This window comes from Paenibacillus sabinae T27 (assembly GCF_000612505.1).
In the GTDB taxonomy this organism is placed as follows: domain Bacteria; phylum Bacillota; class Bacilli; order Paenibacillales; family Paenibacillaceae; genus Paenibacillus_AQ; species Paenibacillus_AQ sabinae.
On sequence record NZ_CP004078.1, the window covers coordinates 1,991,095 to 2,013,464 of the forward strand.

Annotated in this window: 22 protein-coding genes; 18 read left to right on the forward strand and 4 right to left on the reverse strand. The window is 50.1% G+C overall.

Annotation, left to right across the window (positions count from 1 at the left end):
• The first annotated feature begins 75 nt into the window (after positions 1 to 75).
• From PSAB_RS09115 to PSAB_RS09125, 3 genes are all read left to right on the forward strand, one after another.
• Entirely contained in the window at positions 76 to 807 is a 732-nt protein-coding gene (locus PSAB_RS09115) for an alpha/beta fold hydrolase (protein ID WP_025334271.1), read from the forward strand.
• A 35-nt stretch (positions 808 to 842) separates the two neighbouring features.
• Complete coding sequence (locus PSAB_RS09120) at positions 843 to 1,706, forward strand: arylamine N-acetyltransferase family protein (protein WP_025334272.1); 864 nt, start codon at positions 843 to 845, stop codon at positions 1,704 to 1,706.
• 83 nt (positions 1,707 to 1,789) lie between these two features.
• A complete protein-coding gene (locus PSAB_RS09125; RefSeq protein WP_025334273.1) occupies positions 1,790 to 2,206 on the forward strand; it encodes a VOC family protein in 417 nt (138 codons plus the stop codon).
• A gap of 79 nt (positions 2,207 to 2,285) precedes the next feature.
• Here PSAB_RS09125 and PSAB_RS09130 read toward each other — a convergent pair whose 3' ends face one another.
• The 4 genes from PSAB_RS09130 to PSAB_RS09145 form a co-directional block, all read right to left on the reverse strand.
• Positions 2,286 to 3,536 carry a glycosyltransferase family 8 protein gene (locus tag PSAB_RS09130; protein WP_025334274.1) on the reverse strand — a complete coding sequence of 417 codons (1,251 nt, stop codon included), beginning with the start codon at positions 3,534 to 3,536 and terminating at the stop codon, positions 2,286 to 2,288.
• A gap of 182 nt (positions 3,537 to 3,718) precedes the next feature.
• Positions 3,719 to 4,729, reverse strand: a complete 1,011-nt coding sequence (locus PSAB_RS09135) for an ABC transporter ATP-binding protein (RefSeq protein WP_025334275.1) — start codon at positions 4,727 to 4,729, stop codon at positions 3,719 to 3,721.
• Positions 4,730 to 5,533, reverse strand: a complete 804-nt coding sequence (locus tag PSAB_RS09140; RefSeq protein WP_025334276.1) for an ABC transporter permease — start codon at positions 5,531 to 5,533, stop codon at positions 4,730 to 4,732. It abuts the gene before it with no gap.
• Positions 5,534 to 5,557: 24 nt separating this feature from the next.
• Positions 5,558 to 6,355 carry an ABC transporter permease gene (locus PSAB_RS09145; RefSeq protein WP_025334277.1) on the reverse strand — a complete coding sequence of 266 codons (798 nt, stop codon included), beginning with the start codon at positions 6,353 to 6,355 and terminating at the stop codon, positions 5,558 to 5,560.
• A 220-nt stretch (positions 6,356 to 6,575) separates the two neighbouring features.
• Between PSAB_RS09145 and PSAB_RS09150 the strand changes: the two genes are divergently transcribed.
• The 15 genes from PSAB_RS09150 (at position 6,576) to PSAB_RS09220 (ending at position 22,309) form a co-directional block, all read left to right on the forward strand.
• Positions 6,576 to 7,703, forward strand: a complete 1,128-nt coding sequence (locus tag PSAB_RS09150) for a glycosyltransferase (protein WP_226991782.1) — start codon at positions 6,576 to 6,578, stop codon at positions 7,701 to 7,703.
• Positions 7,704 to 7,833: 130 nt separating this feature from the next.
• Entirely contained in the window at positions 7,834 to 8,802 is a 969-nt protein-coding gene (locus PSAB_RS09155; RefSeq protein WP_025334279.1) for an aldo/keto reductase, read from the forward strand.
• 136 nt (positions 8,803 to 8,938) lie between these two features.
• The gene (locus PSAB_RS09160) at positions 8,939 to 9,931 is read left to right on the forward strand and encodes a LacI family DNA-binding transcriptional regulator (protein ID WP_025334280.1); all 993 of its coding nucleotides are present in this window, start codon (positions 8,939 to 8,941) and stop codon (positions 9,929 to 9,931) included.
• Positions 9,932 to 10,221: 290 nt separating this feature from the next.
• Positions 10,222 to 11,529 (forward strand): ABC transporter substrate-binding protein, encoded by a 1,308-nt coding sequence (locus PSAB_RS09165; protein ID WP_051529750.1) that lies wholly within the window; start codon positions 10,222 to 10,224, stop codon positions 11,527 to 11,529.
• 84 nt (positions 11,530 to 11,613) lie between these two features.
• On the forward strand, positions 11,614 to 12,498 hold the full coding sequence (locus tag PSAB_RS09170) for a carbohydrate ABC transporter permease (protein WP_025334282.1): 885 nt from the start codon (positions 11,614 to 11,616) through the stop codon (positions 12,496 to 12,498).
• Entirely contained in the window at positions 12,498 to 13,334 is an 837-nt protein-coding gene (locus tag PSAB_RS09175) for a carbohydrate ABC transporter permease (RefSeq protein ID WP_025334283.1), read from the forward strand. Before PSAB_RS09170 ends, PSAB_RS09175 begins: the two co-directional genes overlap by 1 nt.
• A 43-nt stretch (positions 13,335 to 13,377) precedes the next feature.
• On the forward strand, positions 13,378 to 15,042 hold the full coding sequence (locus PSAB_RS09180) for a glycoside hydrolase family 13 protein (RefSeq protein ID WP_025334284.1): 1,665 nt from the start codon (positions 13,378 to 13,380) through the stop codon (positions 15,040 to 15,042).
• An 80-nt stretch (positions 15,043 to 15,122) separates the two neighbouring features.
• Positions 15,123 to 15,800 (forward strand): YdeI/OmpD-associated family protein, encoded by a 678-nt coding sequence (locus PSAB_RS09185; RefSeq protein WP_025334285.1) that lies wholly within the window; start codon positions 15,123 to 15,125, stop codon positions 15,798 to 15,800.
• Between the two features lie 194 nt (positions 15,801 to 15,994).
• Positions 15,995 to 16,453: a pyridoxamine 5'-phosphate oxidase family protein gene (locus tag PSAB_RS09190; protein WP_025334286.1), complete on the forward strand. Its 459-nt coding sequence runs from the start codon at positions 15,995 to 15,997 to the stop codon at positions 16,451 to 16,453.
• Between the two features lie 28 nt (positions 16,454 to 16,481).
• The gene (gene mtnN / locus PSAB_RS09195; RefSeq protein WP_025334287.1) at positions 16,482 to 17,378 is read left to right on the forward strand and encodes a 5'-methylthioadenosine/S-adenosylhomocysteine nucleosidase; all 897 of its coding nucleotides are present in this window, start codon (positions 16,482 to 16,484) and stop codon (positions 17,376 to 17,378) included.
• 215 nt (positions 17,379 to 17,593) lie between these two features.
• Entirely contained in the window at positions 17,594 to 18,169 is a 576-nt protein-coding gene (locus PSAB_RS09200; RefSeq protein ID WP_025334288.1) for a TetR/AcrR family transcriptional regulator, read from the forward strand.
• A 165-nt stretch (positions 18,170 to 18,334) separates the two neighbouring features.
• Positions 18,335 to 19,198 (forward strand): alpha/beta fold hydrolase, encoded by an 864-nt coding sequence (locus tag PSAB_RS09205; RefSeq protein ID WP_025334289.1) that lies wholly within the window; start codon positions 18,335 to 18,337, stop codon positions 19,196 to 19,198.
• 52 nt (positions 19,199 to 19,250) lie between these two features.
• The gene (locus PSAB_RS09210; RefSeq protein ID WP_025334290.1) at positions 19,251 to 20,621 is read left to right on the forward strand and encodes an MFS transporter; all 1,371 of its coding nucleotides are present in this window, start codon (positions 19,251 to 19,253) and stop codon (positions 20,619 to 20,621) included.
• 22 nt (positions 20,622 to 20,643) lie between these two features.
• A complete protein-coding gene (locus tag PSAB_RS09215) occupies positions 20,644 to 21,270 on the forward strand; it encodes a cysteine hydrolase family protein (RefSeq protein ID WP_025334291.1) in 627 nt (208 codons plus the stop codon).
• Position 21,271: 1 nt separating this feature from the next.
• Positions 21,272 to 22,309: an aldo/keto reductase gene (locus tag PSAB_RS09220; RefSeq protein WP_025334292.1), complete on the forward strand. Its 1,038-nt coding sequence runs from the start codon at positions 21,272 to 21,274 to the stop codon at positions 22,307 to 22,309.
• Positions 22,310 to 22,370: the final 61 nt, after the last annotated feature.

Genomic DNA, 22,370 nt, shown 5'->3' on the forward strand with positions numbered 1-22,370 from the left:
GATGTGATCATTATGCTTCAATATTTTTCTAGGAGAAGCTATTATTAGTTTTATTTATCTATGGAGGTACAACGGATGAGAAGCTATTTTGTTAATAATGGATCAGTAGCTTTGCATGTGCTGGAGAATGGAGTTGCTTCTCCTGATGTGCCATCACTTCTGATTATTGGCGGATTATGGGAACCTTCGGAGAGAGCGATCCCCCTTCTGTCTGGGATTTCGAGTCATGTTGTCGCGTTTAGTTTTCGTGGTCGAGGTTTAAGTTCGACGCCCCAATCAGGCTATGATCTTACGGATCATCTTACTGATATTGAAGCGATTGTTAAACATTGTGAACTTCAGAAATACTGCATACTAGGATTTTCTAGAGGAGCATCTTACGCCCTAGGGTGGAGTATACAGAATCAACATAATATGCAGGGTCTTATACTTGTGGACCAACCACCTATACATAGAAGCCTTACAGCAGAAACTGTACAAATGTGGCGTGAACTTGTTTACTTACAGGTTCCTATTTTAAACTTCATGCGCTCGAAAGCGCTTGAGGGGCTGGGAAATGATGCGAAGGAAGTAGACTTTTCTCCGCAATTATCGCAAATACAGTTACCCGTAAGTCTTTTTGTCGGTAAAAATAAGGAATCTGTTATTCCATCGAATATTTTTGATGAAACCTTGCATTTGTATACTCAATCCTTTCCTTCTTGCCAAGTTGTTGACTTTCTGCAGTCTGGACACATGATTCCTGATGAGGAAGAAGATAAGTATATTGCTGAAGTGAACTTATTTATTAAGAAAATCTCAAAATAACTGTAACCTGACTATAAAAGGGGCAACAAGAGTCAATGTTATCGAAAGAAGAAATAAAGGCTTATCTAACAAGATTAGGGATTAACGAAATTCAGCCGCCTACCAAATCCTTTTTAATCGAACTGCATAAAGCTCATGTGAAAAGTATCCCATGGGAAACTGTCGATATTTTTGCCGGAAGACCGGTTTCCATTGATGTTAGAGAATCCGTACAACTTATGATCAACCGCCGAAGCGGTTATTGTTTTCACCTTAATGGAGCGTTTAGCACACTCCTCCGTTCCTTGGGCTATAACGTTTCCTGGCATAGGGCCGGCGTCCAGCCTTCGGGACAAGAACCTCGGGTAGACTCTTTTCACCTTGGATTAACTGTTAATATGGCGAAAGATGAGCAAGAGGAGGAGAGATGGATCATCGATGTTGGCCTGGGCGATATGCCATATGAACCGCTGCCGCTTCATGCAGGAGTCTATGGGCAGGGCCCTTTTACATATAGGGTTAAGGAGTCTGCTGTAGTTAAGAACGGTTGGAGATTGGAACATGATCCTCTGTCCTCGTTTCCCGGAGTGGATTATGCGCCTGAGGTTGTGCTTGATATGGAAGAGTTTAAGCTGAAACACGATTATTACAGCCGAGCAGCGGATTCGCCATGGTTGAATCTGTTTCTTATCAGGCACAGGCACGGTGAGGGAAGCAATGAACTTAGAGGTTGTATCTGGAGTAAGCGGGAGAACAGGAATGTTGAGACGACCGAAATACTTACAAAATCCCATTGGCTTGAAGTACTAGGGGAGATTTTTGGTGAACACCTGGTTAACTATTCCAGCCAAGAGCGGGATAATTTATGGAAGAAGGTACTGAAAAATCATGAAGAATGGAACAAATCGAAGGGGAACTAAGACGGCTGCATGGTTTATTTGATTGCTCTTTAAGACATGATGTATTATGGAAATAACAAATTTAAAATAAAGGAGCTTGCTCAATGGCTGTTAACGCTTATCTGAATTTTAATGGCAATTGCCGAGAGGCTGTAGAATTCTACGCCAAGGTGTTCGGGACGGAGAAACCTAACCTGATGACGTTTGGGGAAGCGCCTCCCAACCCGGAATACCCGCTCCCGGACGAAGCGAAAAAACTGATCATGCATGCCCAGCTTGACATTTTTGGCAGTCATGTGATGTTTTCCGATGTGTTCCCCGGCATGCCTTTTACAGTAGGCAGTAATATCAGCCTTGCGCTTGTGTCTAACGACATCGAAGCCTTGAAATCCGCTTTTGCAGGGCTTAAAGAAGGCGGACAAGTAGGCATGGAGCTGCAAGAAACCTTTTGGAGCAAGTGTTACGGAAGTTTGTCGGACAAGTTCGGCGTGACATGGCAGTTCAACCATGGTGAAGTATAGCAGATAGAGTTACAGTTGGGGAGTCCGTCGCTTCCATGACAAAAGAAAGGCCGCGTCCATGTGACCGCGGCTTTTCTTGTTAATTCAGCGTTCTTGCCGGCAGAAACAGCGCCGGATTGATCTCTACGCCTTGATGTTCATAATAGCCCTGGCCTCCGCCCGTTCTGATCCATTTCAAACTGTCAAAAGAAACCAGAACCGTCTTCGTTCGTCTGCCCTTCATGCGGCTTCTTTTTTTGGAGACGGGTTTTGCCTGAGGAACCCTCTTTACTGTTCGTCTCATGGTGGTTTTTGAAGCTGTACCATACATCCGTTTCCGGTATCTCTTCATACTCTTCGTTTTGCGTTTTCTGATTTTTCTTTTTGCTGCAGCCGGGAGCGCCGGAGCAGAAGCTGGAGCTAGAGCTAGAGCTGGAAGCGCCGGAGCAAGACGAAGCTGAAAAGAATTCACTTGAAAAGGATTTACTTGAACCGGATGCATTTCAATCCGGGGCGCTTCAGCCGGCATCCATTTCGGAACGCTGTTTTCCGCCGTTTTTCCAGATTGACGTTTTCCCCAAGGCGTCAGGTCAAGGTAATACTGGTACAGCTTCCAACCTGAGGAATCCTCCTTCCAGCATTTATCCTCACCGGCAAAATGGACGATTTTATTATTAAAATCATAATCCGTGATGGTCGCGCTGAACCAATTAAACCGCTGGTCGAGCGGCAGGTAATTCCCCCCGAACACGGCATTCAAGGCATCCTGATCGGGCATAGCCGTATCGGGATGTTTTTGCAAAAAATTCAGCGTTTCTTCGTACCAATTCTCATGGCTGCGAATACGATTTAAATCAAATACAATAACCCCTGAGTTAAAATAATGATCCGGATTCAGTCCCTTCGAGCTGATAATCTGGGGGATCCCCATGATGCCCTGATCCTTGGCGGCGGCCAACTCATAATTTCCCAAATCGGATTGCCACAATTCTTCGATGTCCAGATTCACCAATACATCGCAGTCCAGATAAATCATTTTGTCTACAGGTATGATAGCGGGGAGAAGCAGGCGGTACATGCAGGCCTCCGTCCAGATGCCAATCGAAGCGATTCCCTTCATTACCTGAAGCATGTCCTCGGGTAAAGTGATGTGATAAAACTGGATCATTCCGTTATAGTCGGTAGTCAAATCCAGCAGCCGCTGCTTGTTATCTTCGGTTAAAGTCTCATCATGCAAAATATGAACATTAACGGGGACGCTCGTATTGTGGAATACGGACGCCAGAACGACTCCGGCATGCTCGGCGTACTTCCCATCCTTGTCTTGAAAAGCCAGGACCAGTTCGATCATCGGATTATCCTCCATTACGTTATTTGTGGGAATGTACCATAATATACGTTTGCGGAGTACCGGGGGATTAGGGCATTTTCACCAAGCAATTCACCCAATTTATCTGCAGGTGCCCGATCCTCTAAACGAAATCTGCATAAAAAAACTGCACAGCCGCTATCACTGTGCAGTTTCATTCTATATTAAAGAGTCTGCTGGTGCTGTGGTTTCAAAAGTGGGTTTTGGTGGTTTCCGTATAGCTGTTTAATTACGTCTTCGATTTTGGGCTCCTGGACGGTCAGATTATGGATATCGATCAGGTCGGTGAGCTGCTTGATCATGGGGGCGACCTGCTTGTCGTCTTCAATCCGAAAGAACAGCTGGCTGTCTTCCCTCCGTTCGACAGGCGGCCCATTCCAGGCGGCTTCGTCCCAATTCGGCGCATCTACGACAAGATAGCGAAAGCCTCCGAACTCAGCGGTCATGACCTCCGTGCTGCCGTCGAACAGGATTTGTCCTTTGTCGATGAAGATGACTCTATGGCATAATTTTTCGATATCGTCCATGTTATGCGTCGTTAAGATGATGGTGATTTCTTTCTCTTTGTTGATCTTTTGCAGAAAGGATTGGATTTTCTCCTTGGCCATGATGTCAAGTCCGATTGTCGGTTCGTCGAGAAAAAGAATTTCCGGCTCATGCAGCAGGGCAGCCGCAATGTCCCCGCGCATTCGCTGCCCGAGGCTGAGCTGGCGTACCGGCGTGGAAAGGAAAGACGACATGTCGAGAATATCGGTCAACATCTCCAGATTGCGGCGGAAGCGATCCTCGGGAACATCGTATATTTTGCCAAGGAGCTTAAAGGATTCGATTAGCGGCAAATCCCACCAGAGCTGGGTCCGCTGTCCGAACACGACGCCGATATTCCCCGCGTGCTGCTTGCGGTTCTTATGCGGTTCCAGGCCTTTGACATGAACGGTTCCAGAAGTGGGTACAAGCACGCCGGACAGCATTTTGATGGTGGTCGATTTTCCGGCTCCGTTCGGGCCGATATAGCCGACGATATCCCCTTTGCGTACGGTGAATGATACACGGTCAACTACATTTTTGGTCTCCTTTTTCATGGAGAAGACGGATTTGAGCAGCTTGAATGAGCCTTCCGGCTTTTTCCTGGAATGAAATTGTCTCACTAAATGGTCCGCTACGATAATGTCCAATTAAGATCCCGCTCCTTTATAGGCGTTTAAGCTTTTTGTCCATACGAAGTAAGTGACCAAGACCAGGACCAGCGCCACCAGCGGCGTAAAGTAAATTAACAGGGGAGAGAATGCGCCGTCCGGCCGGTTTCCCAGTAAAAAGGAAGAAGGATAGTAGCTGATGAACGCGACAGGCAGAATGAAAGTCAGCAGAACCTGCAAGCTGCGGTTATAAATGGACAGCGGATAACGCGTGAACTGCGCAAGCAGCTGATCCAGAATATGGCGCATCGCCCCGCCCTGCAGCGTCCAGAACACCATGCAGCCGATCAGCATCTGCAGTGACCATTCGATGGCTGCGCCGCTGATGACGATTACCAGCAGATAGGCAATCTTCCCAAGCGTCCAGTCCGGAATATGAGCCATGGATATGGCGAGCCCGATAAGGCCTGCCAGCATATCGCCGAATCCGTAGATTTGAATGTTGAAGGCGGCGAAGGAGAACAGCGGGTTAAGCGGCCTGACGAGAAAACGGTCGAATTCACCGTTCCGGATCAGCGAATCGAGAAACCAGCATTGCACAAAAAAAGCGATGAAAATGCCGTGGGTCGTCCGCCAGAGCGAAGTCATGAAAATGAGTTCATATGTACTCCAGCCGTTAATGATCGGGACCTTCTGAGTGATGACCCAGGACACCAGAATGAAGGACAGCCCGAGAAACGTAATGCTCAGCACACCGATGGCGAAATTCAGCGGATAGGCCATGTGCGAGCGCAAATTTGCCGATTGCATGGCAAGATACAGCTTGATATGTCTGCCGATCAATGGGACACACTCCTCACTTGTGTTTTAACCTCCCGAAATGACCAGCTTCCGCTGGACCCCCGCAAGAATCAGCCTGCTCAGCAGCAGCAGGGCCAGACACCACGCCGCCTGAAAGGCAAGCTGCTCCCAGACGGCGGTTCCCGTTATTTTTCCGATAAATAAGGACAAAGGAATATTGAAGATTCCCTGAAAAGGAAGCCAGGAGAGGAACCGGGCGACCGCGTCCGGGAAGAACCAGAGCGGAACCATCGCACCGGAACAAATGTCGGTGATAACGGTCTTAAACATATCGATTCCCCACGTCTCCGTAAACAGGACAGCCGTCATGCCGACGATAAAATTGATCAAGAAGGACAGCAGAAAAGCAAGCAGAACGCTTGCCGCGAAAGCGGCGGCCTGCAGGCCGACCGGATAATCGACGGGGAAAAACAAAAGAATCGCAATCAACTGCGGAATAACGGCATAAATCAAATTGAACACGAAGACGCCGACCGCTTTGGAGAAGTGCATCCATTCATAGTCCCACGGCTTCTGCATATCGAACACGATGGAGCCGTCTCTGACTTTGTCGCTGATTTCATAAGAGATGGAAGGGGGGAGGAGGGCGAACAGGATGACGGATAGCATTGCGTAGGTCTGCATTCCCTGCGAAGTCACTCCCGTGGACAGGACGAGGCCTTGCCCGTTCTCGTAAATGGCCTTCCACGCTTCCCTGAAAGCGATTACCAAAATAAAAGAGTTCACTACGCGAAGCAGCAAATCGAACTTATAGACCTGCGTGTTTTTCAGCGTGGTTATCGTATAAGCGGCATATTTCCCCACAGCACCACTCTCCCCCAAAATGGATGATTCAACCAGTAAATGCATTTCGATATTTTAGCATTGATCAGTCGCCGAGGCTTTCAAATTTTTCGGAAAAAGCTTTATAACATTCTCGGCCCGGCACCTTCTGAAGGATACCCTGCATATCCTAATCCAACGGCATAACTTTTAGGCTGCATTAAGAAGGACGATAGGAGTCCAAGCAAAAGAAAAGAGGGGAATGATGAACAGCTACCGCTGTGAGTGGAGAGGTCCTGTTAAGAAAAAGAGCGGGCTGGGTATCGCCAGCCGTGCCTATGTACGGGGGCTGCGCAGACAAGGTGTGGAAGTGCAGGTTGGCGCCGGAGCGTTAAAGCGCCCGGGAGCCCGGCGTTCAGCTGTCAAGAAAGTGCTGATCTGCCATCACCCGCCGCACCATGTCCATATCAAACAAGAGAGAAAGCATTACGACTATGTCATCCTCAACACCGTCTGGGAGACAACGCGGATTCCAAACAGCTGGAAGCCTCACATGAATAAATTTGATGCGGTCTTTGTGCCCACGCGTCATAACAAGGAAGCCCTCCTAAAGAGCGGAGTTAAGGTTCCAATCTTCATCGTGCCTCATGGCGTGGATACGAAGGGATACCGTCCGGGGAATCCCAAGCTGAACATCCCGGAGAGCAAAGGGAGATTCGTATTTGTATCCGTCTTTGGATTTCAGCACCGCAAGAATCCGGAAGGGCTGCTTCGGGCGTATTGGGAGGAGTTCTCCGCCAGAGATTCCGTGCTGCTTGTTATCAAGACCAACGGCTACAGTTCCCATGAGAATGAGGCCTGGATCAAGCAGCGAATTGCCGGCTATAAGAAAAAGCTCGGTTATGGCAAAAGCACCGCTCCCGTCAAGATCATCGGCAGACAGCTCACTCCCGGACAGATGAAAGGAATGTTTACGCTGGGAAATGCTTTTGTTCTTCCAACCAGAGGAGAAGGCGTAGGTCTGCCGTTTCTTGAAGCAATGGCCAGCGGTATTCCGGTTATTGCTACTGGATGGGGAGGCCAAATGGATTTCTTGAACAGCCAAAATTCATTTCTGGTGGAGTACATGCTTCAGAACCCGGCGGTTAGCATGAGAAGCAGACACGCCATATCGCGCAAATTTCATGAACTGTTCGCGCAGCAGGGGCAGCTATGGGCGGAGCCCCGGCTGCAAAGCCTCAAAAAGCAGATGAGAACCGCCTATCAGAATCCCCGTCTTTGCAAGAAAAAAGGGCAGCAGGGACGCAAGGCTGCGCTCGGGCTTTCCTGGGACCGGTCGGGCCGGGTGATGAAGCAGGCCATCGAGCAGGTAATCGGAAGAAAGAAATAGGAAGTGCTGTGCGGGCCGCCGGCAAACACAAGGGATTAACGTGTGTCCGGCGGCTTTAAGCTTTGTATTTCCCTGTGCTATACTGGAGTTTGCAATGGAAAATTTATGATAAAAGAAGGCGAGGGAACTTATGAACTACAGAACGCTTGGAAGAACGGGTCTGAAAGTATCTGAAGTCGGTTTTGGAGCCTGGGGAATTGGCAAGACGTCATGGATCGGCGCGGATGATCAAGAATCGCTGGGTGCGCTGAACCGGTCGGTTGAGCTTGGTTTGAATTTTATCGATACGGCGCTCGGATACGGGGACGGTCACAGCGAGCAGCTGGTCGGACAAGTCGTCCGGGAGCATGCGGGGAACATCTATGTAGCGACCAAGATCCCGCCGAAGAACAGACAGTGGCCCGCGCGCAGCGGTGTGCCGGCTGAGGAGACGTTCACAAAGGAGCATGTGATTTCCAGCACGGAGCAGAGCCTGCGCAACCTGGGGCTGGAGACAATTGATGTTCAGCAGTTCCACGTCTGGTCGGATGAGTGGGTTGGCACCGGGGACTGGCTCGAAGGCGTGCAGAAGCTGAAAGAACAGGGAAAGATCCGCTTCTTCGGCGTTTCCATCAATGACTATCAGCCAAGCAATGCGATCAAGCTGATTGAAAGCGGTCTCGTTGATACGGTGCAGGTGATTTATAATATTTTTGAACAAAGTCCGGAGGACGAGCTGCTGCCGGCCTGCGAGAAGCATAATATCGGGGTGATCGTCCGGGTTGCGCTGGATGAAGGCGGGTTAACCGGAAAAATCACTCCGGAAACGACCTTCGAGCAAGGCGATTTCCGCAATCATTATTTCAAGGGTGACCGCAAGCGAGAGGTGTATGAGCGGGTACAGAGCATTGCCGCCGACCTCAATATCCCCGTGGACGGCATCGCCGAGACGGCGCTGCGCTATGTGCTCAGCAGCCCGGCTGTTTCGACGGTTATTCCGGGCATGCGCTCCGTTACCAATGTGGAACGGAATATGAAGATCGGGGACGGTTTGGGGCTTCCCCAGGACCAGCTCGCCAAGCTGAAAGCGCACCGGTGGGTCCGCAATTTCTATAACTGATTCGGTATGATGAAGCCGCTTTGGACACTTTCGGGTGTCCGGCGGCTTTATTTTGCGCCTTTCGCATCGTCCGGATTTAAGGTAGAATGATTGAAACTGGTTTCAATACTTTGCCAAAGAGAGGTGAATATAGCGGATGACAACTATAATCGATGTGGCCCGTCTGGCGGGAGTGTCCAAGACAACCGTTTCCCGGGTGATCAATAATTATCCCCATATTTCCCCGGACAAGAAGGAACAGGTCCTGAAGGCCATGGAGCAGCTTGGCTTTACGCCCAATCCTTCAGCGAGAAGACTTAGAGGCCAGATCGCCACAACCATCGCGGTCGTCGTGCCGAAGATTGTGAATCCGTTTTTTTCCTACCTGGTGGACGCCATTGAACAGGTCGGTTACCGGAAAGGCTACCAGACCCTAATCTGCCAGACGAACGAGGATAAAGAGAAGGAATTATCCTATTTGAATCTGCTGAAGACCAAGCAGGCGGACGGAATCATTATGGCGTCGATAGAGAACGATTGGGAGGACATCAAGCCTTATACAGAGTACGGACCGATTGTGCTGTGCAACGAATATATCAACAGAGCGGATGTCCCCATGATCAGAGTGGATCAGTATCAAGGCACTTACATCGGCGTTAAGCATCTGATTGAACGGGGCCACCGCAAGATCGCTTATTGCACCGGGGGGCTATTTACCGATTTCGGAAAAGACAGGGATCGGAATTTGGGATATCAAAAAGCGCTGGCGGAAGCTGGCATCCCGGTGAATCCGAACTGGATTCTGGTCGATAAGCATACGATCGAGGACGGCAAACAAACGATGCAGCAGCTTCTTGAGATGAAGGACCGTCCGACGGCTGTATTTACCGGGAGCGATGAAATTGCCGGAGGGCTGATGTTGGCCGCGAAAAAGGCCGGCTTGTCCATTCCCCGGGATTTGGCGGTTATCGGTTTTGATGATCAGCCCATAGCGGAAGTGCTTGATCCGGGACTCACTACCATCAGGCAGCCCATTGAGCAAATGGGGAAGAAAGCGGGGGAGGTTTTACTGGACATCCTGAATCAGACCGGACCCGGGGCGGCGGTGTATGAGCTTCCCGTCGAATTGATCGTCCGTCAATCCACTTGATAGGAAAGGGTGGATGCTGCGGATTGTCTTTCGTAAAATTGGGAACGTTACCAATAAATGCGGGTTGAAATGGTTCGCCGAGGGCCTGTGAACAGCCGTTTTCATAGCGATTGGCCTTTTTATCTGATGAATGCATAATAAATAGTTGTTGAAACCGTTACCAAAGGATGATATAGTATATCCATAATCACTTCAGAGAATTGGTAAGCGGGATTTGATCTGTGCAATTGGGAACGTTACCAACTGTTCTGCAAGGGATTGTACCATTTACATTAATGGAGGGGTTTCATTTGAAAAAGACATTGGCTTTATTCCTCGTTCTTCTTATGGCTGTAGCCTTGACGGCTTGCGGCGGCTCCAATGATTCGGGTTCACCTAGTGCGGGCAGTCCGGAAGCGGGCTCCAAAGACGGGAAAGTCAGCATCATCATCACGAACGGAAAAGGCGAGATCGCATCTCAGTGGCAGCAGGCGGCCAAAGATTTTATGGCGGCAAATCCGAACATAGAGGTGGAAGCGGTTTCGGGAGCAGTGGGCGAGACGGTCAATTTGCTCGATAAACTGACGGCTTCCGGCAAAACCGTAACCTTGGCGATGATGGCCCCTGATGCGATCGTGAACAAATACAAGGATTTCGGCATCGATCTTTCCGGTGAGAAATGGAATGCAGACACGGTGTACGGCGTGAAAGACGCGAACGGCAAAGTCGCAGGCTTCCCGTTCTCGATTGAAGGCTTTGGGCTGGTCTACAACAAAAGCGTTGTGGAAAAAGCCGTTGGGGGCGCATTTGATCCTTATTCCATCAACACTCTCGATAAATTGAAAGCGCTTCTGGACAAAATCCAGGCTTCCGGCGTCAAATATCCGGTCGCTTACCAGACGGAGAACTGGTCGGTGGCGAACCATTACAGTACGCAGTTTCTCAATCAGGCTGAAGATCCGGCTACGATTGTGGAACAATTGAAGGCCGGCACCTTCGACCTGGCGAGCAACCCGGTGTGGAATGGTTACTACGATACGCTGGATTTGCTGACTTCCCCGCAGTACAACAAATACGGCGAACGTCCGCTCGGCAAATATTACGACGATGCGCATATTAGCGTAGGCAAAGGCGAGTCGGCGATCTTGTTTAACGGGAACTGGGCCTTCGATTCCTTGAAGGCGGTTTCAGGTGAGTCCTTCGGCTTTATTCCGGTACCGGTTGACAACAATCCGGACAATCCGCTGAACAATAAAATCGCTGCCGGGCCGACCAATATTCTGGTCATCAACAAAGCGGCTACGCCCGCCCAGCAGGAAGCGGCGAAGAAGTTCCTGAACTGGATCGTGTACGACCAGAAAGGGCAGGATTTCCTGGTTAATCAAGCCCAGGTGGTCTCCGCATTCAAAAACAATCCGAATAAAGTGACGAACCCGCTCGGAAGCGCAATCGCGGATGCGATTCAATCAAGCAAGACGCTGCCTTTCAGCTCCAACTATGTAAAGGTTGAGGATTGGGGCAGCATCCTGGCGCCGGATGTCCAGAAATACATTGCGAAGAAAGAATCCCGCACCGATCTGGCCAAAGCCATCGAAACCTATTACAAAAACCAGAAATAATCCTTCCATCGTTAAACAATGGGAAAAGGGCGGGGCGGCCCGTTCTTTTCCTCAACTTCAATCGCTTAGGGGTGAGCCATACCTATGATAACGGAAAAAAGCCGGCTGAAGTCGCTGGGCCACCAGCTGTTTTTTACCGGTCCCACGATCCTGTTCTTTGCTCTGGCTGTACTGATTCCTTTCGCCTATGGGCTGTACCTGACGCTGACGGACATGACCTCTCCCATTAATCCGATCAAGTTCTCGGGCTTCGGCAACTATAAAACGGCATTTATGGATACCGCGTTCTGGGACTCCTTGTGGCTAACGGTCGAATTTGTTGTCGCAACGGTCCTGATCATTAATATCCTTGGCTTTATTCTGGCTTTTCTGGTGACCTCCGGCGTTAAGATGCAAAATTTCTTCCGGACGGCACTGTTCACGCCCAATCTGATCGGCGGATTGATCCTCGGCTATATTTGGCAGTTTATTTTCGTCCAGACGCTTCCGTCTATTGGCGACAAGCTTGGAATCGAGTGGCTGCGGCTGGGCTGGCTGGGTGACGAGCATCTGGCTTTCTGGGCCATCGTTATCGTGACGATCTGGCAATCGGCCGGTTATATGATGATTATTTTCGTCGCCGGATTGATCAATGTGCCGAAAGACGTCATGGAAGCGTCCACGATCGACGGGGCAAACGCCTGGCAGCGCTTGAGAAACGTTACTTTGCCGCTGATGGTTCCGTCCTTTGTCGTTACGGTTTTTTTAACCTTGAAAAATGCCTTTATGGTTTATGATGTGAACTACTCCCTGACCGAGGGCGGGCCATACGGCAGTACGACGATGGTATCGATGCATGTCGTTCAAAAGGCTTTTGTCGAAAATATTTACGGTGTCGGTCAAGCCGAGGCGATTGTGCTGTTCGTCATTGTTGCGGTTATTACGGGACTGCAAGTCTATTTCAGCAAGAAAATGGAGGTTGCCGCCTGATGGAAGCCCGAAAGAAAGCCGTGTCGTTCCTGACTTATCTGCTGCTGGCCGTATCTTTCGTTCTCTTTGTCTTTCCGTTCTTTCTTATGCTGGTCAACTCCTTCAAGAGCAACGGAGAAATCCTTGAAAGTCCGTTTTCCCTGCCGACCAGCCTGAATTTCGGGCATTTTGCCGAAGTTGTCGATAAGATGAATTTCTTTGTCTCGTTCCGGAATACGGTTATCGTTACATTCTTAAGCGTTCTGTTCATTGGCATATTCGCGGCCATGACCGCCTATTACATGGTTAGACGTCCGACCAAATTCAATAACGGGCTGTTTGCCCTGATGGTCGCTTCGATGATTATTCCTTTTCAATCCATCATGATTCCATTGATTTATATTTACGGGGCCAAGCTTCACTGGATCGACGCCGCGCCGATTCCGCTGCTCATTATTCTTTATATCGGCTTCGGGAGCGCCCTTTCCGTCTTCATGTACCACGGGTTCGTCAAATCGATCCCTTATGAGCTGGAAGAAGCTTCATTGCTGGACGGATGCACTCGGGCGCAGACATTTTTCAAAATAGTGCTGCCGATGCTCGTTCCCACCTCCGTGACAATCGCTATCCTTAATGTACTCTGGATCTGGAACGACTACCTGCTGCCGTCTCTGGTGCTTACGAAAGAACAGGACTTCACCATGCCGATCAAAATGAAGGTCTTCAACGGCACGTACATGAACAACTGGGAGCTGCTGATTCCCGCCCTGCTGCTGACCATTCTGCCGATTCTCGTCGCCTATCTGTTCGGACAGCGCTATATTATCCGGGGCGTGAGCCAGGGAGCGATCAAATAAAGTACAGATAAAAATATGCGAAACCTGGAGGAAGTGTGGAGCTATGGAAAACAGAGACCGCAACTGGTGGAAGGAAAGTGTCGTTTATCAAATTTATCCCCGGAGCTTTCAGGATTCTAACGGGGACGGAGTAGGCGATCTTCGCGGCATCATCAGCCGGCTCGGCTACTTGAGCGATTTGGATATTGACGTCATTTGGATCTGCCCGGTTTATGACTCGCCCAACGACGATAACGGGTACGACATCCGGGATTTTTATAAAATGCAGGCTGAATATGGAACGATGGAGGATATGCTGGAACTGATCACCAAGGCGGAAGCCCTCGGCATCCGTATCATCATGGATCTGGTGGCGAACCATACCTCGGATGAACATGCGTGGTTCGTGGAATCGCGCAGCTCCAAGGATAATCCGAAACGCGACTGGTATATATGGAGACCGGGCTCGGGAGGGGAGGAGCCGACCAATTGGGAATCCAATTTCGGAGGTTCCGCCTGGGAGTATGACGAGCAGACGCAGGAATATTATCTACACTGTTTCTCCAGAAAGCAGCCGGATCTGAACTGGGAGAATCCCGAGGTTCGCCGGAATATTTTCTCCATGATGGAATGGTGGATCGACAAGGGAATTGCCGGATTCCGCATAGATGCGATTACGTTTATTAAAAAGGATCAGCGGTTTCCGAATCTGAAGACGGAAGACAAACGCCGTTACGCTCCGCTCGCTGAAGCTTGCCTGAATCAACCCGGCATCCTGGATTTTCTGCGCGAAATGAAACAGGAGGTACTGGAGCCGCGCAATGTAATGACCGTCGCGGAGGCGCCCGGCGTTCCGATTGAACAGATTCATGATTATGTGGATGAGCAGAGCGGCGTATTTAATATGATTTTTCAATTTGATCATGTGGATCTGGATGTCAAACCGGCGGCCAAAGGAATCTACCATCCCTGGAAGCTGACGGAGTTCAAGCACGCCCTGTCCAAATGGCAGACGGAAACGGAGGGTAAGGGATGGATGGCGCTGTTCATGGAGAATCATGACCATGTCCGTTCGGTTTCCAAATTCGGCAGCGACGGGCGCTACCGCGAGGAATCGGCCAAGATGCTGGCCGCCTACTATTTTCTGATGCGGGGAACTCCTTTTATCTACCAGGGGCAGGAGATTGGGATGACCAATTATTCCTTTGATTCGATAGAGGAGTACCGGGATATTGAAAGCATTAACTTTCACGCTTACGAAAAGGCACTTGGGCGGCCTGAAACGGACATCCTGAACCATCTGGCGAAGAGAAGCCGGGATCAGGGGCGCATGCCGATGCAGTGGAGTTCGGGGCCGCAGGCCGGATTTACATCCGGGGAGCCGTGGCTGTCTTTGAATCCGAACTATACGTCGATCAATGTGGACCAGTCGCTGCGTGACGAGCAATCGATTCTGCATTTCTACCGGAAGCTGATCCGGCTGCGCCGCGAGAATAAAGCGCTGATTTACGGCGGCTATCGGGAGATTTATAAGGATTCCGAGGAGATCGGCGGCTATGTCCGGAGCTTGGGTAATGAGGAGTGGACGGTATTATGCAATTTTTCGGACAAGAGCCTTGCGTTTGCCGAACCAGCCATCGGCCGGGTTATTTTGTCCAATCTGAAAGAACATCAGGAATGCGTGCTGAAGCCCTATGAGGCTTTGATATGCAAGGCGGAACGGGGCTAAGGCGGAGTTACTCTTTTCATACGGAATCGATTATAATATTTCATAGTGCGACCGTATAAAGAGTGTCTGGAGGCCCATTCATGAATTCGAAGAACAGCGTCATTGCAAAATTGAATCTAAACAAATATCCCTCAAAGCTGATCCTGAACAAACCGGAAGACATTGATGATTTCAATGAGCTTGATTATGATTCGGCTTTCTCCAAAGAGAAGTATGATCTGATTTTTATTTTTGTGTTTAATCTTGAGCAATTTGGCCATCACCTGCAGAGCGTTATTGAGCAGCAGGCGTTGAATGATGACGGATATTTGTACTTCGCCTATCCCAAAAAGAATAATCCGCAGTATGAGGAATTCATTGAGCGGGATAGCATTATAGCTGAACTCCCCGTGGACGAGGACGGGGTTGTGCGGAACAGCCGCCTGAAATTTTCGAGGATGGTCAGTCTGAATGAGGTGTTCACGATTGTAGGCCTGAAGTCGCAGGCTGCAAGCAAGAAGCGAACAGCTGGCGCCAAGAGCAGCCAATGCGTCGACGATTATATCGATCACATTTCGGGCATCCGGCTGTATTTGGAGAGCGATCAGGAAGTGCTGGCCGTCTACAATCAATTAACCCCCGGCTACCAGAAGGATTGGGCCCGTTATGTGTACAGCGCGAAGAGAAGCGAGACGCAGGAGAAACGATTGGGCGAGATGAAAGAGATTCTGGCTCAAGGCTACAAGTCGATCGATTTGTACAGAAGAAGAGAGCAGTAATGCCGCACTGTTCAAAATAAAAATATTGACAAGGGGCACGCCCCTGGCTAATATTTGAAATATCTTAAATACCGAGTGGAATAGTCGATATTATTTCGCTGACCAGAATGCTGGAGGCTTGATTACCAATCAGGCCTCTTTTTTGCGTCCCGGTGTTCATAAGATTTCAGAACAAAAATAAGGAGTGAGTGGAAATGAGCGTAGAAGCTAAAGATCAGATTGTGAAATATTTAAATGATACCCGGTTTGTCGTATTGGCGACGGTTAATAAGGATCAATCTCCAGTGCTGAGAAGTCTGGGTTCGTTTGCTGCCGACGGGTATACGATTTATTTTTCAACCCAGAAGGACAGCAAGAAGGTGGAGCAGATTAAGGAGAATCCGCAGATCGTTCTCTTCTTCCAGCACGAGAATCAGGAGCTGTCCGGCTTTGTAAATATTTCCGTGCACGGAACAGCCGAAGCGCTGGCCGAGCCGGCCGAGATCGATCGGGCGACTGAGCAGCTGGGCAGCCGCAACCCGCGGTTTAAAGAGAGAGCGGATAAGGGCCTGCTTCAGAATACGGCTTTCTATAAGGTCGATGCCCGGGAACTGAAGGTGCTGGATTTCTCCAAGGGAACCGGAGCGGACGCTACCCAGGTCATCGCGGTTTGATTCATAATAATTGAACGGAGGCTCGTATATGGCGAATGGGAACGCGGAAGAAACTCCGCTCAGAATTGGAGTGCTCAGTGCGCTGGTGTCGGAAATCGAACCGCTGCTTGGCTGGGTGGGGCAGGTTCGCCGTATACCGGCGCCGGTAGGGCTGCTTTATCAAGCCTCATACGGAGGGCATGAGCTGTTCCTCGGGGTGGCCGGCACGCAAAAGACGAATACGGCGGCGGCGCTTCAGGCGCTTATCACCGGCTATCGTCCGGATGTTCTGTTCTTTACCGGCGTTGCCGGAGCGCTAGACCCGGAGCTCGCGATAAACGACGTGGTGCTGGCTTCGTCGGTCGTGCATCATGACGCTGGAGTCCTGTACGGCAGCCCGCAGGTGTTTCATCCATTCGGTCCACGGATCGCGGACGAAGCTGCGGAACAGGCGGCTCTTTGGGGCAGAGTCAACCGCTTCAACAGCGACAGAGGGCTGCTTCGGGCCGCCCGTCAGGCGGCGATCAACCTTACTTCTTTGGCGCCTGACCGCAAATTCAAAGAGGGAGTCATCGCGACAGGCGATCAGGTCGTGTTCTCGTCGGAGAAACGCCAGCACATCCGGGAACAGTTCGAGGCTCTGGCTGTCGAGACCGAAGGGGCGGCTTTCGCCCAGGTCGCCTGGACGAATAAGGTGCCGTTCCTGGTCGTCCGCTCCATTTCCGACGACGCCCATGAGCAGTCGTTAAGCGCCGAGAAGCTGGCGCGCATTGTGTCTGCCGCTCCCATTCATTCAACCGGGGAAGAGACAGAGCATGAACTGGCCCGGACGATTCATACGGTGGCTGAAAGCGCGGCGGCGCTTGTCCTCGCTACAATCGACGAATTGCCGGATCACCTGCCGTTAACGGATCTTGCCGATTCTGCCGATTCGGAAGCGGTATAGTTGGTGGCGGTCTTAGGCGCCGGGCGGTCCCTTGCCTTTCCCGATCTCCTGATTAATACCTTGCCGAAAAGAAGCCTGTCCGCAAGAAGATGCGGACAGGCTTCTTTTCGTTTGGAAAGCGGCGGATGAAGCGAAAGAATATTTTTCCGAAAAATTCTTTACCGATCGTTCTCAATATGCTATGATGGCTTTGCAAGGAGGCGGGGTGAAGAATTATGGCGAGAAACAAAGAGTTTGATGTGGATGCGGTGCTGCAGAAAGCGGTGCGGTTATTCTGGAGTCAAGGCTATGAGAAGACTTCGATGAAAGACCTCGTGGAGACAATGGGCGTTCATAAACGAAGCATGTATGATACGTTCGGAGACAAACATGCTTTATTTATGCAAGCCTTGGAGCGGTATCATGAGACAGTGTTTGCTTCAGTTAAGACCCGTGTTCAGGATGCGGCTTCCCCGAAGCAGGCGATCCGCGCCATATTCGAAATGGTAATTAGCGCGAGGGATATCCGGCCCGAAGGATGTCTGACCGTCAATACGGCGTGCGAGCTGTCGTTGCTCGACCCGGAAGCGGCCGCCAAGGTCAGCGACTATTTTGCCGAGACAGAGGAACTGCTGTGCGAGCTGATCACGCAAGGTCAGGCTGCAGGGGGAATTTCCGCAAAGCACGATCCGGTGCAGCTTTCCCAATATCTGTTCAATGCGCTGACGGGCCTTAGAGTTTTGGTGAAGACAACCAAAGACAGACAGAAGCTGGAAAGCATTATCGACATGACGCTGGCTATATTGGATTAAATTTTTTTTAATAATTTGAGAATGATTGTTCTCAAAAGATGGAGCGCTGTTGACCTTCATAGTAACCATATGGGAGGAGTTCCAATGAATAAAAGTAATGCGTTTGTTCAGAACCCATCTGCTGCACCGCTATTTAAACCGTTAGAACAAAAGGAGAGATTATCGATGATTAATCAAGAAGCATTAAGCGCATTGACCGCGGAGACTGTACCAACCTCTTACGTGGAAGCCGGAGGAATCACCTTCGCCTACCGCAAGTTCGGAGCGGAGTCCGAAGTTCCGCTTGTGTTCTGCCAACGTTACCGGGGCACGATGGATGACTGGGACCCGGCTGTTGTTAACGGCATCGCCAAGGAGAGAACCGTTATCCTGTTCGACAGCGCCGGTGTGGGACTGTCTACAGGGGTTACACCTAATAGCGTCCCTGATATGGCCGATTATGCGATCACTTTTATTGAAACGCTTGGTTTTAAGCAAGTCGATTTAATCGGGTTCTCAATGGGCGGCATGGTGGCGCAGCATGTGACGCTGAAGCGGCCGGACCTGGTTCGCCGTCTCATTCTTGCCGGAACAGGACCCGGAGCGGGCGAAGACACCGTAAGATCGAGAAACGGAGTGTTTGAAGTGATGACCACGCCTGTTAATGAGGATAAAGATTTCTTATTCCTGTTCTTCGAGCCGACAGAAACCAGTCAGGCCAAAGGCCGTGAGTATCTGGAGCGTCTTCAATGGAGAAAGACGGATCGCGCGCCGCTGGTTACAGCTGAAACCATAAAGGCGCAGACACAAGCACTGATCGGTTTCGCTGCCGGACCGGATACAGCCTATCCCCGTTTGGCTGAGATTAAACAGCCTGTTCTAGTCGCGAACGGTGATAACGATATCATGGCTCCGACCATCAATTCCTTTATTATGTCGCAGCATATACCGAATGCCCAGTTGATACTCTATCCCGACTCCGGGCACGGATTCCTGTTTCAATATCCTGAACGGTTTGTCCTGCATGTCTCCGCGTTTTTAAGCGAGTAAGGATTTACTCGGACTTTCTTATAAGAGGAATATAGGAGTGGGAGGTTTTTTTATGGAAGCCATATCTGATATAGAGATACTCAATACAAGAGAAAAATCATTTAATGAGAAATTGATCGTCCCCTTTTGGAGCTTGGCGGCGATGCTCGTGGTCATGAATACGACGATGTTCAACGTGGCTTTGCCCAGAGTTGCCCATGAGTTTTCGTTATCGCCAACGGTCGCTTCATGGATTGTCACCGCATATTCCATCATTTTTGGGATCGCAACCATTACTTACAGCCGGCTGACCGATTTTTTACCGATCCGTAAAATGGTTCTGTTTGGTGCCTTTTTATTGGTACTGTCCTCATTACTCGGCTATTTCGCCCACACCTTTATTCTGTTGATGGTCGCCCGGATATTTCAGGCAATAGGAGCTGCGGCTTTTCCTGGGCTAGGCTATGTGCTGTTCTCTAGATATATCCCGCAAGAACGAAGAGGCAGCGCCATGTCCTTCATTGCTTCAGGCACATCGCTTGGATTCGGATTGGGACCGGTGGTCGGGGGAGCCCTGACCCAGTATCTCGGATGGAACTTCCTTTTTGTCATGACGGCTGCGGTTTTGTTTATCACTCCAATTTTTAACAGACATGTGCCTATGGAAGAGAAAAAGTCCGTCCAATTTGATAACGCCGGAAGCTTGCTGGTGGCGGCTTCAATTACGGGTCTGCTGCTGTTCGTTACGACTTTCGCGCTTTGGCCGCTTCTCGTTAGTTTAATTACGCTGTGGCTGCTGTGGCGGCATATCAATCGAATCCGTTCGCCGTTTATCCATCCGGAGCTGCTTCGCCAGAGAAGGTTCACCCAGCTGCTGTCGATCAGCTTCACCGCGTATTTCATCAATTTTGCCACGCTGTTCGCTATGCCGATTCTGCTGGCTCAAGTCTTTCACCGGAGTCCGATGGAAATCGGATTGATTATCTTCCCGGGTGCGATTATTACGGCGTTTGCCTCAAGACAAATAGGAAAAATCATCGACCGGATGGGGAACGGAATCGTCTCCAGATGGGGAGCCATCTTTCTGCTGCTGTCCGTCGTCCTGTTCGCAACGGTGGCAAGTCTTTCAGTCTACGGCGTTCTCATCAGTTATTTCTTTATGAGTCTTGGATTTTCCAGTCTGACCGCCAGTAATTCCAATGAAATATCACATTATCTCTCTTTAGAACACATGGGGGCGGGTATGGGTATGAACCAGCTGGGCGGCTTCTTCGGAGGCGCGTTCGGGGTAGGCATTACGGGGATGCTGATTGTGCTGCAAAAAGGAACGGATATGGCCGGCGTATTTCAGAACATTTACCTCGGACTTTGCGTGCTGCCCCTCATTTCCTTGTACTTGCTTCATAAATATGGAAAACCGGATCGTGGATTAGTGAAATCATAATTATTAATAAGGAGTGTTTAAAATGACGGACAAAAAATATGACAGCGCAGATACAGGGCTTCTACTGGTCGATCCGTATAACGACTTCCTGGCTTCCGAAGGCAAGCTCTACCCTTATGCCAAAGAAGTGGCGGAATCCGTGAACATGCTGGAGCATTTGAAGAAAATTGTGGCAGCGGTCCGGGAGGCGGGTATTCAGGTGTTTTTCGTACCGCATCACCGCTTTGAACCGGGAGATTTTTCAACATGGAAATATCCGACGCCTTACCAGCTATCTGCAGCCAAAGCCCAACCATTTGCCAAAGGTACCTGGGGAGGCGAGTTTCACCCCGATTTCCAGCCGCAGGAGGGGGATATCATCATTAAAGAGCATTGGTCTCAGAGCGGCTTTGCGAACACGGACCTTGATCACCAGCTTAAAGTGCATGGTATCAGCAAAATAATCATCATCGGCATGCTGGCAAACACATGCATTGAATCAACGGCAAGATTTGGAATGGAGCTTGGGTACCATGTCACTCTCGTAAAAGATGCGACGGCTGCCTTTAGCCATGAGGCGATGCATGCGGCGCATGAGATCAACGGTCCGACTATCGTCCATGAAATTTTTACCACAGAAGAACTGATTAAAGCCTTGGGAGATAATTGATATGGAATACCGGAATTTGGGACGCACAGGCATAAAGGTAAGCAATTTTACTTTGGGTACAGGAGCATTTGGAGCATGGGGAAACTCGAATGAGGAAGAATGCATCCAGATCGTGGATACCGCTATCGGTAATGGCATCAACTTCATTGACACAGCCGACGTCTATTCGGCCGGCGCTTCAGAAGAAATTGTCGGGAAAGCTTTAAAGGGCCGGCGCAACGAGGTTGTGCTTGCGACAAAAGTCGGAATGCCAATGGGAAAAGGGCTGAATCAAAGCGGAAGTTCACGCTTGTGGATCAGACAAGAAGTCGAAAACAGCTTGCGCCGGCTTCAAACCGACCATATTGACCTCTATCAGCTCCATCGTCCGGACCCGCAAACCGATATTGAAGAGACGCTTGGCGTATTAACCGATCTTGTCCAGGAAGGGAAAATCCGCTATATCGGCTCCTCCACTTTTCAGGCTTGGCAGATTGCCGAAGCGCAAGGGGTAAGCGAACGCCGCAATCTGGCGCGTTTCGCAAGCGAGCAGCCTCCTTATTCCATCCTGAACCGCAGCATTGAGCTTGATGTTCTTGAAGTGGTGAGAAAATACGGCATGGGCGTTCTGGTATGGAGTCCGCTGTCAGGAGGCTTGCTCACAGGAAAATACGTCAAGGGTCAAGCTGCTTCGTCAGATTCCCGTGCTGTCCGTTTTCAGGGAGGTATACTCGGAAAAATCGTGGACCCAACCCGTGAAGAAAATCGCGTGAAGTTCGAAATCATTAACGAGCTGCAAGGGCTTGCCGCCGAGGCCGGAATCTCCCTTGCCCACATGGCTGTCGCTTTTACTCAAGCGCACCCATCCATTACATCTACCATTATTGGACCGCGCACTCTGGAACAGCTTCAAGGATCGCTCGCTGGCGCTGATATTAAGTTAAGTGCTGATCTGCTCGACGCCATTGATACGATTGTAGCTCCAGGAAAGACGCTGGATGATTTGGAGCGGGGCTGGATTCCGAATTGGATGGATGCGGCGAGCAGACGGCGGGGTTAACAGGGAGAACAGATATATACTTTTCCGCTTTCAGAGGCTGAAAGGCTTCAAAAGCGTTCAC

Bases quoted from the DNA above. Each gene is read 5' to 3' on its own strand.
- PSAB_RS09115 (WP_025334271.1), top strand. From the start codon at position 76: ATGAGAAGCTATTTTGTTAATAATGGATCAGTAGCTTTGCATGTGCTG.
- PSAB_RS09120 (WP_025334272.1), top strand. From the start codon at position 843: ATGTTATCGAAAGAAGAAATAAAGGCTTATCTAACAAGATTAGGGATT.
- PSAB_RS09125 (WP_025334273.1), top strand. From the start codon at position 1,790: ATGGCTGTTAACGCTTATCTGAATTTTAATGGCAATTGCCGAGAGGCT.
- PSAB_RS09130 (WP_025334274.1), bottom strand. From the start codon at position 3,536: ATGATCGAACTGGTCCTGGCTTTTCAAGACAAGGATGGGAAGTACGCC.
- PSAB_RS09150 (WP_226991782.1), top strand. From the start codon at position 6,576: ATGATGAACAGCTACCGCTGTGAGTGGAGAGGTCCTGTTAAGAAAAAG.
- PSAB_RS09155 (WP_025334279.1), top strand. From the start codon at position 7,834: ATGAACTACAGAACGCTTGGAAGAACGGGTCTGAAAGTATCTGAAGTC.
- PSAB_RS09160 (WP_025334280.1), top strand. From the start codon at position 8,939: ATGACAACTATAATCGATGTGGCCCGTCTGGCGGGAGTGTCCAAGACA.
- PSAB_RS09170 (WP_025334282.1), top strand. From the start codon at position 11,614: ATGATAACGGAAAAAAGCCGGCTGAAGTCGCTGGGCCACCAGCTGTTT.
- PSAB_RS09175 (WP_025334283.1), top strand. From the start codon at position 12,498: ATGGAAGCCCGAAAGAAAGCCGTGTCGTTCCTGACTTATCTGCTGCTG.
- PSAB_RS09180 (WP_025334284.1), top strand. From the start codon at position 13,378: ATGGAAAACAGAGACCGCAACTGGTGGAAGGAAAGTGTCGTTTATCAA.
- PSAB_RS09185 (WP_025334285.1), top strand. From the start codon at position 15,123: ATGAATTCGAAGAACAGCGTCATTGCAAAATTGAATCTAAACAAATAT.
- PSAB_RS09190 (WP_025334286.1), top strand. From the start codon at position 15,995: ATGAGCGTAGAAGCTAAAGATCAGATTGTGAAATATTTAAATGATACC.
- mtnN (WP_025334287.1), top strand. From the start codon at position 16,482: ATGGCGAATGGGAACGCGGAAGAAACTCCGCTCAGAATTGGAGTGCTC.
- PSAB_RS09200 (WP_025334288.1), top strand. From the start codon at position 17,594: ATGGCGAGAAACAAAGAGTTTGATGTGGATGCGGTGCTGCAGAAAGCG.
- PSAB_RS09205 (WP_025334289.1), top strand. From the start codon at position 18,335: ATGATTAATCAAGAAGCATTAAGCGCATTGACCGCGGAGACTGTACCA.
- PSAB_RS09210 (WP_025334290.1), top strand. From the start codon at position 19,251: ATGGAAGCCATATCTGATATAGAGATACTCAATACAAGAGAAAAATCA.
- PSAB_RS09215 (WP_025334291.1), top strand. From the start codon at position 20,644: ATGACGGACAAAAAATATGACAGCGCAGATACAGGGCTTCTACTGGTC.
- PSAB_RS09220 (WP_025334292.1), top strand. From the start codon at position 21,272: ATGGAATACCGGAATTTGGGACGCACAGGCATAAAGGTAAGCAATTTT.